The organism is Pseudomonas sp. RIT623 (assembly GCF_004519305.1).
Classification (GTDB): domain Bacteria; phylum Pseudomonadota; class Gammaproteobacteria; order Pseudomonadales; family Pseudomonadaceae; genus Aquipseudomonas.
Window position 1 is genome coordinate 24,028 of record NZ_SOZA01000028.1, and the last position, 17,999, is coordinate 42,026.

The 17,999-nt window shown below is 66.0% G+C and carries 15 protein-coding genes; 4 read left to right on the forward strand and 11 right to left on the reverse strand.

Translation table 11 applies throughout. From position 1 onward, the window contains the following. From E3U47_RS17865 to E3U47_RS17885, 5 genes are all read right to left on the reverse strand, one after another. Nucleotides 1-1,707 (reverse strand): ShlB/FhaC/HecB family hemolysin secretion/activation protein, encoded by a 1,707-nt coding sequence (locus tag E3U47_RS17865; protein ID WP_134693005.1) that lies wholly within the window; start codon nucleotides 1,705-1,707, stop codon nucleotides 1-3. A 101-nt stretch (nucleotides 1,708-1,808) separates the two neighbouring features. Further along, nucleotides 1,809-4,022, reverse strand: coding sequence for a TonB-dependent siderophore receptor (locus E3U47_RS17870; RefSeq protein WP_134693006.1), 2,214 nt, complete (start codon nucleotides 4,020-4,022; stop codon nucleotides 1,809-1,811). A 197-nt stretch (nucleotides 4,023-4,219) separates the two neighbouring features. Next, on the reverse strand, nucleotides 4,220-5,638 hold the full coding sequence (locus E3U47_RS17875; protein ID WP_134693007.1) for a short-chain fatty acid transporter: 1,419 nt from the start codon (nucleotides 5,636-5,638) through the stop codon (nucleotides 4,220-4,222). A gap of 192 nt (nucleotides 5,639-5,830) precedes the next feature. Further along, the gene (locus E3U47_RS17880) at nucleotides 5,831-6,487 is read right to left on the reverse strand and encodes a CoA transferase subunit B (RefSeq protein ID WP_134693008.1); all 657 of its coding nucleotides are present in this window, start codon (nucleotides 6,485-6,487) and stop codon (nucleotides 5,831-5,833) included. A gap of 35 nt (nucleotides 6,488-6,522) precedes the next feature. After that, complete coding sequence (locus E3U47_RS17885; RefSeq protein WP_134693009.1) at nucleotides 6,523-7,221, reverse strand: CoA transferase subunit A; 699 nt, start codon at nucleotides 7,219-7,221, stop codon at nucleotides 6,523-6,525. Between the two features lie 120 nt (nucleotides 7,222-7,341). Between E3U47_RS17885 and E3U47_RS17890 the strand changes: the two genes are divergently transcribed. Then, a complete protein-coding gene (locus E3U47_RS17890) occupies nucleotides 7,342-8,247 on the forward strand; it encodes a LysR family transcriptional regulator (RefSeq protein WP_134693010.1) in 906 nt (301 codons plus the stop codon). Beyond that, entirely contained in the window at nucleotides 8,235-9,056 is an 822-nt protein-coding gene (locus tag E3U47_RS17895; protein WP_134693011.1) for an aldo/keto reductase, read from the forward strand. Before E3U47_RS17890 ends, E3U47_RS17895 begins: the two co-directional genes overlap by 13 nt. Nucleotides 9,057-9,178: 122 nt before the next feature. On the opposite strand, the gene E3U47_RS17900 is transcribed toward E3U47_RS17895, so the two are convergent. From E3U47_RS17900 to lexA, 4 genes are read right to left on the reverse strand one after another with little or no spacing between them, the layout of a single operon-like run. Then, nucleotides 9,179-12,253: an error-prone DNA polymerase gene (locus E3U47_RS17900; RefSeq protein WP_134693012.1), complete on the reverse strand. Its 3,075-nt coding sequence runs from the start codon at nucleotides 12,251-12,253 to the stop codon at nucleotides 9,179-9,181. Next, the gene (locus E3U47_RS17905) at nucleotides 12,250-13,668 is read right to left on the reverse strand and encodes a DNA polymerase Y family protein (protein ID WP_134693013.1); all 1,419 of its coding nucleotides are present in this window, start codon (nucleotides 13,666-13,668) and stop codon (nucleotides 12,250-12,252) included. The genes E3U47_RS17900 and E3U47_RS17905 overlap by 4 nt, the downstream gene beginning before the upstream one ends. 6 nt (nucleotides 13,669-13,674) lie before the next feature. Next, nucleotides 13,675-14,295 carry a translesion DNA synthesis-associated protein ImuA gene (imuA, locus tag E3U47_RS17910; protein WP_134693014.1) on the reverse strand — a complete coding sequence of 207 codons (621 nt, stop codon included), beginning with the start codon at nucleotides 14,293-14,295 and terminating at the stop codon, nucleotides 13,675-13,677. Beyond that, nucleotides 14,295-14,912: a transcriptional repressor LexA gene (lexA, locus tag E3U47_RS17915; protein ID WP_177414255.1), complete on the reverse strand. Its 618-nt coding sequence runs from the start codon at nucleotides 14,910-14,912 to the stop codon at nucleotides 14,295-14,297. The genes imuA and lexA overlap by 1 nt, the downstream gene beginning before the upstream one ends. 93 nt (nucleotides 14,913-15,005) lie before the next feature. On the opposite strand from lexA, the gene E3U47_RS17920 reads away from it, so the two are divergent. Further along, a complete protein-coding gene (locus tag E3U47_RS17920) occupies nucleotides 15,006-15,659 on the forward strand; it encodes an HAD family phosphatase (RefSeq protein ID WP_134693016.1) in 654 nt (217 codons plus the stop codon). On the opposite strand, the gene E3U47_RS17925 is transcribed toward E3U47_RS17920, so the two are convergent. Next, nucleotides 15,660-15,992 carry a hypothetical protein gene (locus E3U47_RS17925; RefSeq protein ID WP_134693017.1) on the reverse strand — a complete coding sequence of 111 codons (333 nt, stop codon included), beginning with the start codon at nucleotides 15,990-15,992 and terminating at the stop codon, nucleotides 15,660-15,662. A gap of 202 nt (nucleotides 15,993-16,194) precedes the next feature. Here E3U47_RS17925 and E3U47_RS17930 point away from each other — a divergent pair, with 202 nt between their 5' ends. Continuing rightward, a complete protein-coding gene (locus tag E3U47_RS17930; RefSeq protein WP_134693018.1) occupies nucleotides 16,195-16,914 on the forward strand; it encodes a thioredoxin family protein in 720 nt (239 codons plus the stop codon). Nucleotides 16,915-16,961: 47 nt separating this feature from the next. Here E3U47_RS17930 and E3U47_RS17935 read toward each other — a convergent pair whose 3' ends face one another. After that, entirely contained in the window at nucleotides 16,962-17,843 is an 882-nt protein-coding gene (locus E3U47_RS17935) for a LysR substrate-binding domain-containing protein (RefSeq protein WP_134693019.1), read from the reverse strand. Nucleotides 17,844-17,999: the final 156 nt, after the last annotated feature.

A 17,999-nucleotide genomic window follows, 5' to 3' on the forward strand; every position in this document is an offset into this window, starting at 1 on the left:
TCAGATGAAGAAGTCGAGGCGGAAGAACACCGGGCGTTCTTTCTCGGTGAGCACCCCAGGGCGCTCCAGGGTATGGGCGAAGGTCACACTGGTGCCGACGTGCTCGCCACGGGCGAACAGTTCCAGCGAGTGGCTGCTGGCGCGGCCGTGGTACGCCCCGTTGTAGCGATCATTGCTGATCACCCCCAGGTCGTAGCCCAGCCCCAGGCCGTATTGGTTGAACACCGGACGCAGAGGCGCCCAGCCCACTTGGCGGGTCCAGCGCAGGTCACTGCGCCAGTAGCCGCCACTGTCCCCCGACAGCGACTGCTCGCGCAGGCCACGCACCGAGGCCAGGCCGCCCAGGCTGATGCGCTGGGGGCTGAACAACACGTCTTCGCTGTGCTGACCGGTGGCCATGCTGCTCAGGTTCAGTTGTTCGCCCCACAGGTCGAACGCCTGCACGAAGCTGACGGTGGCGCTGTACTTGCGATACCGCGCCACCGGCTCACCTGGCCGTGGGTGGCCGTTATCCTGGGCATCGAAGGCGCCGATGCCCTCCTGCACGCCAAGGTCGAGGTTGACGAAGGCATTGCCCAGGCGACGGCCGTGGTTGATCCCGAACTGGGCTTCGCTCAGGCGGTTGCTGCTGCCGCGCAGGCGGCTGGACTCGATGTAGTTGTTGGTGCGCAAGTGCGAGAGGCCAGCGCTCAGCGAGGTCTTGCTGGTGCTGTCGCGATGGACGACCCGTTCGGCGCGGACCTGGTGGCTCTGGCTGTCGCCGCTCTGCTTGAATTCGTGGCCCTGGGCGAAGATCGGCGAGCGGTACTCGGTCTCGCTGTAGCTGTAGCTGAAGTTCCACCAGCCCCAGGGGAGGTTGTAGGAGAGCATGCCGTTCTTCGAGCCCTGGGTGTGGTCACTGACCACATCGTGGCCACCGCGCAGCACCAACTGGTCGGCCAGGCCAAGCGGGCTGTCCCACTCCAGGCCCAGGTTGAGCATCTGCTCGCCGGTACTGGGCTGGCCCTCATTGTTGCGCGACAACGAAGCGCGCCAAGGCTTGCTGGCCTGGTTGCGCACTCGCACCTCGGTACCGCCCACCTCGTGCCCGGGGGTCAATTCCATTTGCGCCTGGTTGGATGGCAACCGATTGAGCTGGTCGACCATCTGTTCGATTTCCCGCAGGTTCAACGACTGCCCGGCGCTGCCTGGAAAGGTCATGCCCAGTTCACGCTCGGTCAAACCGCTGCCCGACTCCAGGCGCAGCCCTTCCAGACGCCCTTCCACCACCAGCACCCGCAGGTGGCCGCCGGCCAGGTCCTGTTGGGGCAGGTAGGCACGGCTGGTGACCATGCCACGGTCCAGGTACAGGTCGGTCAAGGCTCGCAGCAGGTCGTTGAGCCGCGACAGTGGCAGGCATTGGCCAACAAACGGCTTGATCACCCGGTCGCGTTCGACCTGGGACAGGCTGACGGCGCCCTTGAGCTCGATGCTGCGCACATCGACGCAACGCTTGTCCTCGCGCTGGGGCTGCGGTGTCGAGTCTTGCGCCTTGCCTGGCAAGTTGCGCAGCTCCTCGAGGCGACGCTGCTGCTCTTCGAGCAGACGGTTCTGCCGCTCGCGGATCAGGTCCTGATCACCGGGCGAGGCCAGTGCGTCGGGACTGAAGACACTGCAAAACAAGATACACAGGGCAAAACCATGCGCATGGCGAGAACTGAGCGCCATTGGCCCATCCTTGGAAAGTGCGTGAAAAGGGCCGCGATATTATTTAGACATCATCTTGACGTCAAATTAATATCGCGACACCACCTCCCATGCGCGCCGGCCTACAACCGCCAGTCCAGGCTGACCATCAGCGTGCGCGGCTCCCCCATGTAGACCCCGTTGTAGAAGCCGACATTATTGAAGTAATGCTGGTCGAACAGGTTCTTCACGTTGACCGACGCCGACAGGTGCTCGTCGAAGTGATAGCGCCCCATCAGCCCGACCACGGCGAACGCCTGCTGGGTGATACGGTCGGGGGTGGTGACGATATTGCCCTTGGCGTCGCGGCCAATCGGGCGCCGCCCGGCACCGTAGGTGTCGCTCTGCCAGTCGAGGCTGCCGCCCACTGTCAGCTTCGGCGACAAGTTGTACGTACTGGACAAGCGCACCAGGTTCAGCGGTTGTTCGGTGTTCTTGCGAGTCTTGTCGCCACTGGCGGCATGGGTATAGCTGTAACCCAGGCTCATCTGCCAGTCAGGCAGGATTTCGCCGGCCAGCTCGGCCTCGAAGCCCTCCACCACCACGCCCTTGCCACCAGACTTGTAGTACTGCTGACCATTGGGCCCGAGCGGCACCGAGTCATCGAGCTCGGGGACATTGTCCTGCTTGCTGCGGTACACCGCGGTGCTCAGGTGCGCGCGGTCGTCGAACAGGCTGCCCTTAAGGCCCACTTCGTAGACCTTGCCGACAATCGGCTCGAGGAACTTGTCGCTGACATCCTTGCGCGTCTGCGGATTGAAGATATCGGTATAGCTGGCATACACCGTGTACTGCTCGGTCAGGTCGTAGAGCACCCCGGCATAGGGCGTCCACTGGTCGTTCTGGGTCTGCTGGCTGCGGCTGGCGCGGGTCAGGTTGAGGTTGGCATCGTAGTTCCAGCTACGGCTTTCGCTCTCCCAACTGCCGTAGCGGCTGCCGAGCACGAAGTGCAGACGGTCGGTGGGGTTGAGCCGCGTGGCCAGGTAGCCGGCCTTCTGCCGGGTATACGAGCGCGAGGCGTCCAGGCCACTGTCGAGGTCACCGAACTTGGGGATCGCGCCCATGTACTTCCAGTCGGCGATCTTGCTGTAGCCCGGCGGGTCGCTGCGGCCGGTGTAGAACGGCGAGGTGCTGCTGAGCTTGGAAATCCCGTAGCCGACCATGAAGTCATGGCTGCGGCCGAACAGCGCATAAGGGCCGGCCAGGTTGAAGTCCACCGCGCTCATCCGCTCCTGTCCGGAGAAATGCGAGGTCCAGGCATTCATGCCACTGCGGTCGGCGGCAGGGAAACCATTGCCACCGTAGTACACCTTGCCGTCACTGTCGCTACGGCGCTGGGTGTAGGCGGCCTTGAGCAGCCAAGCGTCGCCCAGGCGCTGATCCAGGGTGGCGAACACGGTCTGGTCCTTCAGCGGCCAGGACGACCACGGGGTCGCCAGGTTGGTCGAGCGCGCCATTCGCGCCTTGCCCCCCTCGGCGTTCCAGTACGGCACGGTGCCCCAGGACGCGCCCTGTACATGCTTGTTCTGATAGTCGTAGCCAACCGCCAGCACGGTGCTGTCGGTCAGGTCCGCCTCGAGGATGCCGTAGGCCACTTCGCGCTGGCTGGCGTACTTGTCCATGAACGACTGGCTGTCGCGGTAGGCCAGCACGGTACGCCCGCGCAAGCGCCCTTCCCACCCCAGCGGCCCGCCGACATCGAGGTAGCCACGGTAGTTGTCGTAGCTGCCAGCACTCACCCCGGTCTGTACCGCCAGTTGCGCGGTCGGGCGCTTGCGCACCATGGCGATGGTTCCGGAGGGGTCGCCCGCGCCAGTGGTCAGGCCAGTGGCGCCACGCACCACCTCGATACGGTCGTAGATGATGGTATCGGAATCGGACTTGAGCCCGGAGAAGGTATTGAGCATTCCGTCGATCTGGAAGTTGTTGATCGCGTAGCCCCGGGAATAATAAGCAGGACGCTCCGAGTCACTGCGCTTGACGGTGACGCCTGTGACCTGGGCCATGGCTTCGGAAAGCGAGTCGAGGCGAAAGTCATCGAGCTGCTGGCGGGTGAGCACCGAGACCGACTGCGGTGTGTCCTTGATCGACAAGTTCAGGCGCGTGGCCGCGCTCATGCTGCCGGTGGTGTATGAGCCGGTGTGCTCCGTGGTGCTGCCCAGGCCCTGGGCGAGAATCTCGGTGGCACCTAACTCCAGAACACCGTCCTCGGCCTCTTCAGCCAGGACCAATGGGCTGATCACGGTGGTACACAGACCCAGGGCCAGGGTCATTGAACGGCTGGTGGGCGCGAACATCGCTGCCTTTCTCCTTGTTCGATTCGAGGGTGTCCTTGCCTGCCGGTGAAAGGCAGCCATAGGAGAACGATTCGCTAATGCGAAACATTATCGAATAAAGGAAAGTTCAGCCATTTTCGATTTTTTGGATTGTCTTCACGACCTTGGGCTGCTGCGCAGCCCTGGTTATCGAACTAATCCAACGCAACGCGGAACACTTACGGCATCACCGGCGGCACATACTGCAACGTTGTGCCCAGCGCCCACAGCAACACCAGCACCAGCGGCACATGCACCAGCAACTGCACGAACGAGAAGCCGATCAGGTCACGCGCCTTGAGCCCCAGCACCCCCAGCAGCGGCAGCATGTAGAACGGGTTGATCAGGTTCGGCAGCGCCTCGGCGGCGTTGTAGATCTGCACGGCCCAGCCCAGGTGGTACTGCAGGTCGTTGGCCACCAGCATCACGTAGGGAGCCTCGATGATCCACTTGCCGCCACCGGACGGGATGAAGAAGCCGAGCACTGCCGAGTACACCCCCATCAGCAGCGCGTAAGTGTCGTGGGTGGCGATCTGGGTGAAGAACAGCGAGATGTGGTGGGCCAGGGTCTGGGCATCGGCGCCCTTGACCTGGGTGAGGATGGCGGCGATCGAGCCGTACAACGGGAACTGGATCAGCACCCCCGTGGTGGTCGGCACGGCGCGGGCCACGGCATCGAGGAAGCTGCGCGGACGCCAATGCAACAGGGCGCCAAGCATGATGAACAGCAGGTTGTAGGTGTTCAGCCCGGAAATCGCGGTGATCGCCGGCTTGGTAGCGAACTCCTGGTACAACCAGCCGCCCGCCAGGGCCACCAGCAGCAGGATCAGGATCGGGCTGTATTCCAGCCACTCACCCGGGCGCGTGCGCTGGGGCGATGGTGGTGCGCTGAAGCTCGGGTCCACTCCACAGTCCTGCGCGCTGCGGGCGCTGTTCGGGCCAGGTGCGGTGGCATAGGCGACGATCAGCGAGACGATCACCAGCGCGGCGAGCATCACCCCGGACTGCCAGAGGAAGATGGTCTCGGTGAACGGGATCACCCCGGTGATCGACAGGATCGACGGCGGCAGGCTGGCCGGGTTGGCCTGCAACTGCGCGGCCGACGACGACAGGCCCAGCGCCCAGACCGCGCCCAGGCCCAGGTAGGCGGCGGCGCCAGCGGCACGGTAATCCATCTTCAGGTCGGTACGGCGCGCCAGGGCGCGCACCAGCAGGCCGCCGAACACCAACGACAGGCCCCAGTTGAGCAAAGACGCGAGCATCGAGATCAGCGCCACCCAGCACACCGCAGAGCGGCCGTTCTTCGGCAGCCGTGCCAGGCGGTCGATCAACCGCGCGGCAGGTGGCGAGCTGGCCACCACATAGCCGCCGATGACCACGAAAGCCATCTGCATGGTGAACGGGATCAGGCTCCAGAAGCCATCGCCAAAGGCCTTGGCGGTATCGGTGGGTTTACCGCCCATGGCCAGGGCGCCCAGGGACACCAGCATCACGGCCAGGGCGGCGAACACCCAGGAGTCGGGGAACCAGCGTTCGGCCCAGTTGGAGCAGCGCAGGGCAAAGCGCGCGGAGCGGCTGTCTTGGATATCAGCGGCCACGATGTTTTCCTTTTATTGGTTTTCTTGGATACACCAGCAAAAACACAAAACCCCTGTAGGAGCGGCCTTGTGTCGCGAAAGGACCGCAAAGCGGCCCCTCGATCTCAGCGCTGGCGCCAAAATCGTGGGGCTGCTGCGCAGCCCTTTCGCGACACAAGGCCGCTCCTACAGGGGGCGGTGTGTTGCGGGTAATTAGAAGGTCATTTCCTGCACATCGTCCGGCACGATCAGCTTGCCGGCGGTTTTCTCGATGATCTCTTCGACGCTCACGCCCGGCGCGGTTTCGCGCAGGATGAAGGCGCCGTTCTCGATCTCCAGGTAGGCCAGGTCGGTCAGCACCTTGCGGATGCAGCCGGCGCCGGTCAGCGGCAGGCTGCACTTGGGCAGCAGCTTGGACTCGCCGTCCTTGGAGGCATGGGTCATGGTGACGATGATGTTGTCGGCACCGGCCACCAGGTCCATGGCGCCGCCCATGCCCTTGACCAGCTTGCCGGGGATCATCCACGAGGCGATGTTGCCCTCCACGTCCACTTCGAAAGCCCCCAGCACGGTGAGGTCGACATGGCCGCCACGGATCATGGCGAAGGATTGCGCCGAATCGAAGATCGACGCGCCACGGCGAGCGGTCACGGTCTGCTTGCCGGCGTTGATCATGTCGGCGTCGATGGTGGCTTCGGTGGGGAACTCGCCCATGCCCAGCAGGCCGTTTTCCGACTGTAGCATCACATCCATGTCGGCAGGCACGTAGTTGGCCACCAAGGTGGGGATGCCGATACCGAGGTTGACGTAGTAGCCGTCCTTCAGTTCACGGGCGACGCGTTGCGCCATTTGTTCGCGGGTCAATGCCATGGTCAGGATCTCTTTGTTGTTCTTGAGGGCGGCGCTCAGGCCTTGACGGTGCGCTTTTCGATGCGTTTCTCGAAGGTGCCGACGATGACCCGGTCGACATAGATGCCCGGGGTGTGGATCTCGCTGGGCAGCAGCACGCCGGGCTCGACGATCTCTTCGACCTCGACCACGGTGATCTTGCCGGCGGTGGCGGCCAGTGGGTTGAAGTTCTGCGCGGTGTTGCGGTACACCACGTTGCCGTAGTGGTCGGCCTTCCAGCCCTTGACGATGGCGAAGTCGCCGGTGATGGATTCTTCGAGGATGTACTTGCGGCCCTTGAACTCGCGTACTTCCTTGCCTTCTGCGACCGGGGTGCCGTAGCCGGTGGCGGTGAAGAAGGCCGGAATGCCGGCGCCGCCAGCGCGCATTTTCTCGGCCAGGGTACCTTGGGGGGTGAGCTCGACTTCCAGTTCGCCGCTGAGCAACTGGCGTTCGAACTCGGCGTTTTCGCCCACGTAGGAGGCAATCATCTTGCGGATCTGCCGGTCCTCGAGCAGCACGCCCAGACCGAAGCCGTCGACGCCGCAGTTGTTGGAGACCACGGTCAGGCCCTTGACGCCGCGGCGCTTGATCTCGGCGATGAGGTTCTCGGGGATGCCGCACAGGCCGAAGCCACCGGCCAGTACCGTCATGTCGTCGGTCAGGCCAGCCAAGGCCTCTTCATAAGTTGCTACACGCTTGTCCAGTCCGGCCATGCTCAGTCGCCTTTTGTAGTTGTTGGAACCGTGCGGTCATCTTCACTGTAGTCGACTGATTTGTTAATTTTGTTTTCGTCATCGATTGATAATTTTTTCAAAACAAAGGTCGAGCCAGTCATGAACGTCAAGCAGCTGCGTGCCTTCGTCACCGTGGCCAAGTACCAGAGCTTCGCCCAGGCCGGCGAGCACCTGCACGTGTCGCAACCGGCCCTGAGCCTGACCATCAAGGCCCTGGAGGACAACCTCGGCGGCGCCCTGCTCACCCGCACCACCCGCAGCGTCAGCCTGACGCCCGAGGGCGAAGTGCTGCTGCCCCTGGCCCGGCGCCTGCTGGCTGACTGGGACGACACCGAGGAGATGCTGCGCCAGCGCTTCACCTTGCAACTGGGCCGGGTGTCGGTGGCGGCCATGCCGGCGTTCGCTGGCAACCTGCTGCCGCAATCGCTGAAGGTGTTCCGCCAGCGCTACCCCAAGGTCAACGTCACCGTGCACGACGTGATCAACGAGCAGGTGCTGGAACTGGTGCGCCATCGCCGCGTCGAACTGGGCATTGGCTTCGAACCCGAAAGCAGCGAGGCGCTGCGGTTCCACCCGCTGTACATGGACCGTTTCGTCGCCGTGGTGCCCGCCGACTCGCCACTGGCGCGCCAGCCGCAGGTGCGCTGGCAGGAACTGCTGGCCGAGGACTTCATCGCCCTGCAGCGGCCCTCGGCGGTGCGCTTGCTGCTCGAGCAGCACCTGGCCGCCGGCCATGGCAAGCTGACGGTGGCCTTCGAGAGCCACCAACTGGCGACCATCGGCCGCATGGTCGCCAGCGGCCTGGGCGTCAGCGCCGTGCCGGCCCTGTGCATCGAGCAGATGCAGCAGCTGGGCGCACGCTGCGTGCGGTTAGTCGAGCCCAGCGTCGAGCGGCGCATCGGCGTGATCGCCCTGAGCGATCACAAGCTGTCGAAAGCCGCCGAAGCGCTGCTCGATGTCCTGCTTACCCATACCCACCCACAGGAGGTGATATGCGCTACCTGAATCTGGCGGGCAGCCGCGTTCCAGTCATTGGCCAGGGCACCTGGTACATGGGCGAGGACCCGGGGCGCAGGGCCGCCGAAGTAGCGGCCCTGCAACAAGGCATCGAATTGGGGCTGAGCCTGATCGACACGGCGGAGATGTACGCCGAAGGTGGGGCCGAGCAGGTGGTCGGCCAGGCCATCGCCGGGCGCCGCGAGCAGGTGTTTCTGGTCAGCAAGGTCTACCCGCACAACGCCAGCCGGCGCGGCATGCCGGCCGCCTGCGAACGCAGCCTGAAACGGCTGAGCACCGACTGTATCGACCTGTACCTGCTGCACTGGCGTGGGCAGTACCCGCTGGAGGAGACGGTGGAGGCGTTCGAGCGGTTGATCGAGCAAGGCAAGATCCGCCGATGGGGCGTGTCGAACTTCGACCTGGACGACCTGCGCGAGCTGGACAACACCGCCTGCGCCACTAACCAGGTGCTGTACAACCCGGCCGAACGCGGCATCGAGTTCGACCTGCTGCCGTGGAGCCGCGAGCAGGGTTTGCCAACCATGGCCTACTGCCCGCTGGCCCAAGCCGGGCGCTTGTTGCGCCATCCGCTGATGGCCCAGGTTGCCGAGCGCCATGGCGCCACGCCGGCCCAGGTGAGCCTGGCCTGGGTGACGCGCGGCGAGGGTGTGATCGCGATTCCCAAGGCGGTGAACCCGGACCACGTGCGCTTGAATGCACAAGCGGCTGGGCTGGTGCTGAGCGAGGAGGACCTGCGGGCGATCGACCAAGCGTTCGCGCCCCCGACCCGCAAGCAGCGCCTGGCGATGGTCTGAGCGCCACCTGTAGGCGCCAGCCCTGCTGGCGAACCAAGCGTCGCGGTGGTGGACGGTACCGGCTGTGCCGATATTCGCCGGCAAGCCGGCTCCTGCGGCGTTGCGCCTGGCGCTGGCTGGCATCAATGAAAATCCCGACTGCGCACATCCAGCCCATTGAGCAGCGGGCTGATGTCTTCCAGGCGCCGGGCAATCAGGTGTCGCACGCCCTTTTCCTGCTCCAGTCGCCCGCTGACTTTAAGCAACCGCGAGCCCACCAGCGCCCGCCGCTGCCGCTCGGCCAGCTCGCGCCAGACCACCACGTTGACCATCCCGTGTTCATCTTCAAGGGTTACGAAGGTCACGCCGCTGGCCGTCTGCGGTCGCTGCCGGCCGACCACGATTCCGGCCACCGCCACGCTGTCGCCATGCTCGGCGCCAACCAGCTCTCGCGAACTGCGGCAACCCAGCGCACGCAAACGCGGGCGCAGCAGGGCCAACGGATGCGGCCCCAGGGTCGTGCCCAGCGTGTGATAGTCGGCAACCAGATCCTCGCCCACCGTCGGCACCGGTAGCTCGACCGCCGGCTCCGGCGCACCCTCGAGCTGGGCAAACAACGGTAACTGCGCCTGCACCGCCGCGACCTGCCAACGTGCCTGGTGACGGTCACGTGCCAACTCGCGCAGGGCCCCGGCGTCCGCCAAGCGAGCCCTGGCCTGGGCATCGAGGCCGACACGCAGGCACAGGTCCTCGACATCGCGCCAGGGCCGCTGCGCGCGCGCCTGCTCCAGGCGCCTGGCATCCGCCTCATTGAAGCCACGAATCTGCCGCAAACCCAGGCGGATCGCCAGGACACCCTTGCCCACTGGCTCCAGGGTGCAATCCCAGGCGCTGTGGAACACATCCACCGGGCGCACCTCGATGCCCTGGCGGCGCGCCTCTTGCAACAACTGGTCGGGGCTATAGAAGCCCATCGGCCAGCTATTGACCAGGGCACAGGTGAAGATCGCCGGCTCGTGGCACTTGAGCCAACTGCTGGCATAGCACAGCAAGGCGAAACTGGCGGCGTGGGACTCGGGGAAGCCATAGCTGCCGAAGCCCTTGATCTGCTCGAAGATGCGTTCGGCGAAAGCCAGCTCATAGCCATTGCGCAGCATGCCGCCGATCAAGCGCGCTCGGTGTGGTTCCAGGCCACCATGGCGCTTCCAGGCAGCCATGCTGCGGCGCAACTGGTCGGCCTCGCCCGGGCTGTAGTCGGCGGCGACCATGGCCAGTTCCATGACCTGCTCCTGGAACAGCGGCACGCCCAAGGTGCGTTCGAACACGGCCTTGAGCTTTTCCGAGGGATAAGTGACAGGCTCCTGTTTCAAGCGCCGACGCAAGTAGGGATGCACCATGTCGCCCTGGATCGGCCCGGGGCGCACGATCGCCACCTCGATCACCAGGTCATAGAATTTTTCTGGTTTCAACCGCGGCAGCATGGCCATCTGCGCCCGCGATTCGATCTGGAACACGCCCATGGTCTCGGCCCGGCTGATCATGGCGTAGGTGGCCGGGTCTTCCTTGGGCAGGGTCGCCAGGCGGTACTCATGCCCCCGGTGCAATGCCATCAGGTCGAAGCAACGGCGCAACGCACTGAGCATGCCCAGGGCCAGCACATCGACCTTGAGCAAGCCGACCATATCCAGGTCGTCCTTGTCCCACTGGATCACCGTGCGCTCGGCCATGGCCGCGTTCTCCACCGGCACCAGCTGGTCCAGGGGCTGCTCGGAAATGACGAAACCTCCCGGGTGTTGCGACAGATGCCGGGGGAAACCGATCAGTTCGCCAGCCAGCACCAGGATACGCCGCAATGACGGGCTCTGCGCGTCGAACCCGGCCTCGGCCAGGCGCTCGGCATCCGGGATCCGGTCACTCCAGCGCGCGCAGCACTTGGCCAGGGCATCCACCTGGTCACTCGGCAGCCCCAGCACCCGCGCCACATCGCGCACCGCCCCCGCGGCGTGGTAGCTGCTGACCACTGCCGTCAACGCCGCACGGTGCCGGCCGTAGCGCCGGAAGACATACTGGATGACCTCCTCGCGCCGGTCATGCTCGAAATCCACGTCGATATCCGGCGGCTCGTTGCGCTCGCGGGACAGGAAGCGCTCGAACAGCAGCCGATGCTCCATCGGGTCGAGCTCGGTGATGCCCAGCACGAAGCACACCACCGAGTTGGCCGCCGAGCCACGCCCCTGGCACAGGATGCGCTGGCGGCGGGCGAAGGCGACGATGTCATGGACGGTGAGGAAATAGCTCTCGTAGCCCAGCTCCTCGATCAGGGCCAACTCCCGGCCCAGCACCTCGCGCACCTTGTCGCTCGGCCCGTGCGGCCAACGTTCGGGCAAGCCACGCTCACACAGTGCGCGCAACCAGCTGGCCGGCGTCTGGCCCTCGGGCACCAGCTCACGCGGGTACTGGTACTGCAACTCGCCCAGGTCGAAGGTGCAACGCTCGGCCAGCACCAGGGCCTGCGCCAACAGGTCGGCCGGGTACAGCTCCCGCAATTGCTCGAGGGAACGCAGGTGGCGCTCGCCGTTGGCGAACAGCAACTGACCGGCCTCGGTCACCGGGCAATGCGCGCGGATGGCGGTCATGCAGTCCTGCAACGCACGCCGACCACGCACATGCATATGCACATCACCACAGGCCACCAACGGTATGCCCGTGCGTGCGCCCAGCGCCCGCAAACCGGCCAGCCGCTGTTCATCGTCGCCCCCACGATGCAGGTGCACAGCCAGCCACAGGCGTTCGCCGAACAGCGCCTGCAACCAGGCCGCGTCATCGCTGGCGGCCGCCACTACCCACAGTGCCAGCAAGCCTTGGTGATGGGCCTCGAGATCCTCGGCGAGCAGTTGGTAGCTGCCTTTTTCAGCCCGCCGTCGCGCCCGGGTGATCAGCGCGCAGAGGTTCTGGTAGCCAGCAAGGTCCTGCACCAGCAAGACCAGCTTGGGCCCTTGATGCACCTGCACCTCGCTCCCGACGATCAGGCGCAGCTCATGCTGCCTTGCAGCCTGCCAGGCCCGAACGATACCGGCCAAGGAGCATTCATCGGTGATCGCCAGGGCCTGGTAGCCCTGCTCGCGCGCTCGACGAAACAGCTCGTCGGCGCTGGAGGCGCCGCGCTGGAAACTGAAGTTCGACAGGCAATGCAGCTCGGCGTAACCCTGCCCGCTCATGCGAACCAGCCTTGCAACCACAGCGGCCCGGGCGCCGCCAGGTCGCGAAAGGCCCAGCCACGCAGGCCGTCACGGGTCTGGACCCGATAATAGTCGCGCCGCACATCGCCACCGTCCCACCAACCGGACTCGATCCGCTCGGCCGGCCCCAACCACTGCAAGCCGACCTCGGCCAGCACCTGGGGTTCGGCCAACAGCCAGCCGGGGCGACTGCCGGGCGCCATCACCAGGCGGCCCTGGGCGCCCTGCTCCGCCGGCTGCCAGGCGCATTCGGGACGATGATCGGCGGCGGCGCACAACCCTGTGACCGCGTCATCGCCCAGGCGGGCACGCAGGCGCTCACGCAACTGCTCCCAAGGCTGCGCCTGCTGGGCGCGGGCCTCGAACAAGGCCTGGCGCTGGGGCACGAAGGGGGGCAAGTCGGCGGCGACCAGCCGCAGGTTACGTACCGGGGCTGGAATCCGTAGCGGCTCCAGGCGTCCGCGTGCCAGTTCGAACAGCATCGCGGCCTCGCGCTCGGCAGCCAGCAGCCCGACCTTGAGCAAGGTATCAGGCCCTTCGGCGTGCTCCAGGTGCAGCTCGAAACGCTGTACGCCGCAATCGCGCCCGCCGAGGAACGCGGCCAGGTCGTTGATCAGCCGGCGCAAGGGGAACAGCAACGCCTGGTGCGACTCGACGTCGAAGTTCAGCTCCAGGCGCGCGTCGAAGCGATCGGGTGGCTGGTAGAAGTCCAGGCCCAGGGTGCGCAGGCCAAGCAACTGGTCCAGGTGCAACTGCACCTGGGCGCTGAAACGCCTGGCCAAGGCCTCGCGCGGCAAGGCCAGGACCTGCCCGAGCCGACGCAGGCCCATGCGGCTGAACGCCTCAGCCGCCTCGGTGGGCAGGCCGGCCCGCTCGACCGGCAGGTGCTGCAAGCTGTCGCGGGTGGCCTGTGGGCAAGTCAGCGCCAGACCGTCATGGCCATTGGCAAGGATTCGCGCCGCCACCGGGTTGCTGGCCACGACGATGCGCTGACGCAGCCCCAGTTCGGCCAGTTCCTGGCGCAGCCGCGCCTCGAACGCGGGCCAGGGGCCGAACAATTGCAGGCTCGAACCGATCTCCAGCAACAACGCCCGCGGGTAATGCAGGCTGACCTGGGCACTGAAGCGATAGGCCCAGGCCGCGAGCAGTTGCTGAACCTGGTCGATGCGTGCCGGCTCGACCTCGACACAGCTGAAGCCGTCGGCCAAGGCCCGGGCGGCGGTCAGGGTCTGCCCCGCGCGCAAGCCCAGGGCGCGGGCTGGCACATTGACCGCCTGGAGGACGCGACGCTGGGTCGGACCACCGATCAAGGCCAGCGGGGTATCAGGGTCGTCGCGTTCGCGCAGGACCGTGTCCAGCGCCAGCTGGGGAAACAGGATGCAGGCCCAGAGCATGGCGCATCAGCCCCATCCCGGGCAGGCGATGGGCGCGGCCGGCGGCAAGCCACCCCGGCACTTGAGCACACGCCATTGCGCCGGTCGGGTGTCGATGGCGATGCGCAGGGCCGCGGGCGACGGGTTGTGCGCGGCCTGCTGCTCCCGGCAGGCGAAGGCCAGGGCCTCGCCGGTTTCCGCCGCAACCTGCAAGCGACGCAGCGCGCGGTCATCGGCGCGCGCCGGCCAACACAGCACGGCCGCGCAACTGCCCGAGCGCAGGCATTGCTCCGCAGCCCACAAGCCGTCATTGCCCTTGCCCTCGACCTGCGCCAACCAGCGCAGGTCCACCCCCGCCGCCTGCCAGGCCGGCGCGTAGGGAATGAACGGCGGCGCCACCAGCACCACCCGTTCGCCCGCGCCGGTCAAGCGCGCCAGGGTCGGCCACAGCAATTGCAACTCGCCACAACCCGGGCTGGCCAGCAGCAGTTCGCTGAGCGCAGCGGCAGGCCAGCCGCCATCCGGCAACCGCGCATCGAGCGCGGCATGCCCGCTGGGCTGCAACGCCTGCGGCCGCGCCTGGGCTTGCCGCCCACGCCAGACCTGGCGCTGGTCGAGCAGCCGCTCGAGGTCGACTACCGCGCCCATCAGTCACGCCTCAGCAGGCCGCAGAACACGCCTTCGATGAAGAATTCGCGCTCCGGGCTGATGTCGATGGGGGCATAGGCAGGGTTGCGCGGCAGCAGGCGATAGCCGCCACGGGTGCGCTGCAGACGCTTGATGGTCACCTCGCCATCGAGCCGGGCGACCACGATCTGCCCATCGCGGGCCTCGCCCTGCTGGCGAATGCCGACCAGGTCGCCGTCGAAGATGCCGTCGTCGATCATCGAGTCGCCGCGCACCTTGAGCAGGTAGTCCGGCGTATGCCGGAACAGGCTGGGATCGAGCAGCAACTGTTCGTGAATATCGAGGTCGGGACCGATGGGCGCGCCGGCGGCCACCTGGCCAAGCACCGGCACTTCGAGGATTTCCGGCCGGCGCAAGGGCTCGGCCAAGCGAATACCCCGCGCCTGATTGGGCGTGACGTCGATGAAACCGGCCTGGTGCAGGGCGGTGATGTGCTTGCGCGCCACGCTGCGCGAGGCGAAACCGAAGCGCTCGGCGATATCGGCCAGCGACGGCGGCTGGCCTTGATCGGTGATGCGCTCGCGGATGAACGCGAGGATGGCGCGACGTTTTGGGGGTAGATTGTCCATGGAGTACATTTGTACTCTTTTCGACGAACACTTAACAGCCCCCTTCGTCGGCGGCATTGGTTATGATGCTGCTGAATTGATTCTCCACCGCCAGGATGCCCAATGCTGACCGCCCTGCTGTTCGACCTCGATGGGACCCTCACCGATACCGACACCCTGCACCTGCAGGCCTTCCGCCAGCTGCTGCGCGATCACGACGGCCGCGAACTGACCCAGGAACAGTTCAATACCCAGGTCAGCGGCCGCTCCAATGGTCTGTTGTTCGCCGAGCTGTTCCCCGAGGCCGATGCGACACAGTGCCAGGCACTGGCCGAGCGCAAGGAAGCCTTGTTTCGCGAGCTGTCGCCGCACCTCGAGCCCATGCCGGGGCTGCTGCGCCTGCTCGAGCATGCCGAGGAGCACGGCATCGGCATGTGCGTGGTGACCAACGCCCCGCGCCTGAACGCCGAGCACATGCTCGGCGCCATGGGCCTGGGCGAGCGTTTCGACCATGTGCTGGTCGCCGATGAACTGGCCCGGCCCAAGCCCGATCCCCTGCCCTATCTCACCGGCTTGCAGCGCCTGGGGGCCCAGGCCGGGCAGGCACTGGCGTTCGAGGACTCGCTGCCGGGGGTCAAGGCCGCGGTCGATGCGGGCATCTTCACCGTGGGGCTGGCGACCACGCAACCAGAGCAACGCTTGCTGGATGCCGGGGCGAAATTGGTGATCGCCGATTATGACGACCCACGCCTGTGGAAGCTGATCGCCAGTCTCTGATCAGCGGCGCTTGTAGCTCTTGCTGCCCGACGGCGTCAGGCAGTACACGCCACCGCGCGGGCCGACGCAGTACTGCCCCGTGCCGCAGCTACAGCCCTCACTACTGCCGCTGGCACGCAAGGGCTGCGCCCGCGCCGGGCCACCGAACTGGGCGCTGCAGCTTTTCTTCGAGGCACTGATCGAGCCGTCGTTGCACAGGAAGGTATCGCCGTCGCAACCGGCGATGCCGCCTTTGCGCCCGGAACAGGGGGTGTTGCCGGCCTGCGCCACGGGAGCCGCCAGGCACAGGGCCAGCAACGGCACCGCGCAGCGGCGCCAGGAGAAGAAGGTCATCGCCACGCTCCTTGTGATAGATGGCGCAATAGTATCAACCATCGGCAGCGAAGTGGGGCACCGGCTGCGCCGGTGTTCGCCGGCAAGGCCGGCTCCTACGGAGGGTTGGTACTGGCCGTCTGTCGGTATTGGCAATGGCGTTGTCGAAAACGCCGAGGATGATTCGACCACTGTTTGAATCCCTTACGCTGGAGTCGCCACCATGAGCCCTTCCGATCCCAAGCACGCCGTGGTCTCGCGCAGCCAGTGGCTGGCCGCGCGGCGGCAACTGTGGCTGCACGAGAAAGCCTTCACCCATCAACGCGACGAACTGGCCGCCGCTCGCCGCGCCCTGCCCTGGGTACAGGTAGAGGAGGACTACCGCTTCCACGGCCCACATGGCGAACTGGGCCTGGCCGAGCTGTTCGCCGGGCGCAGTCAGTTGCTGGTCTATCACTTCATGTTCGCTGAAGGTTGGGACGAGGGCTGCCCCGGCTGCTCCTTCCTCGCCGATCACTTCGACGGCGCCAACCTGCACCTGGCACACCACGACGTGACCTTGGCCGCGGTGTCACGGGCGCCCTATGCCGAGTTCCAGGCGTTCCGCCAACGCATGGGCTGGCATTTCCCGTGGTATTCCTCCCATGGCAGCCGCTTCAACCACGACTTCGGCGTCAGCGTCGCCAGCGACGAGTACAACTATGAGCCGTACACGGGCGACGAGACCGAGCTGCCGGGGCTGAGCGCGTTCTACAAAGCGATCGATGGCAGCCTGTACCACACCTACTCCACCTATGCCCGCGGCCTGGACATCCTGGTCAATGCCTACAACTTCCTCGACCTGGCGCCGCTGGGGCGCAACGAGGCGGGCACGATGGACTGGGTACGCCACCATGACCGCTACGACGGGGTGGCCAGCAAGCCGCATTGCTGCAAGGAGTGACTGGCCTTGCTGACCAGGCAGGCAACGCGATACCTGCGCATTGAACCTCAGATCGCCTGCACCGCCAGCAACTCGGTCAGCACCTCGGCCAGCGCCTTGACCATCACATCCGCCGTGGGCCGGTGCACGATCACGATCTCGTAGCTGTCCACTTCCGGCAGCCCTTGCCCGGCGCCGAGCACGCGGTGCTCGGCGCTCGCTGCCCGTGGCGGCAGCAGGCTGATGCCCATGCCGTCGGCCACCGCCGCCTGGATGCCACTGAGGCTCGAGCTGGTGAAGCTGATGCGCCAGCGCCGGCCCATGCCCTCGATCGCGCTGATCATGTCGTCGCGGTACAGCCCGCGCGGGGGGAAGGTCACCAGCGGCACCGGGTCGAGTTCGAAGGCCGGCATGCGCGCGCTGTCGATCCACTGCAGCCGCTCCGGCCAGCAGGCCACGCCCTCGCGGCTGTTGCGCCGCTGCTTGAGCAGCACCAGGTCAAGCTCGCCGTTGTCGTAGGCCTGGCTGAGGTCGCGGCACAGGCCACTGGTGACTTCGAGCTTGACCTGCGGATGACGCCGGCTGAACGCGGACAAAGCATTGGTGGTGCGCCCGCCGACGAAATCCTCGGGCACGCCCAGGCGCACGGTCATGCCGACCATGGCCCCGGCCAGGGCTTCGAGCATCTGGTCGTTGAGCGCCAGCATGTGCCGGGCATACCCGAGCAAGGTCTGCCCGGCATCGGTGGGCAGCACATCGCGGTTGCCGCGCACCAGCAGGCGATGGCCGACCATATCCTCGAGGCGGCGGACCTTCTGGCTGATGGTCGACTGGGTGGAATGCAGGCGCGCGGCCGCGGTGGTGAAACTGCCGCAATCGGCCACCACGACGATGGCGCGCAACAGGTCAAGGTCGAACAGGGCTCTATTCGATTTCACGCTGGAAGACATCGGGTTATTCAACGAATGAATGACAAGACTGACTTCTATCACGCGCGCCCCGGCCCGGCAACTCGCCACGGGCCCATTAGCCTGGCCACTGCCTGCCATGCGAATTCTTTACTTCTGTCGCCGCCGCCACTTGCCTAGGATGAGGCCTTGCCCCTC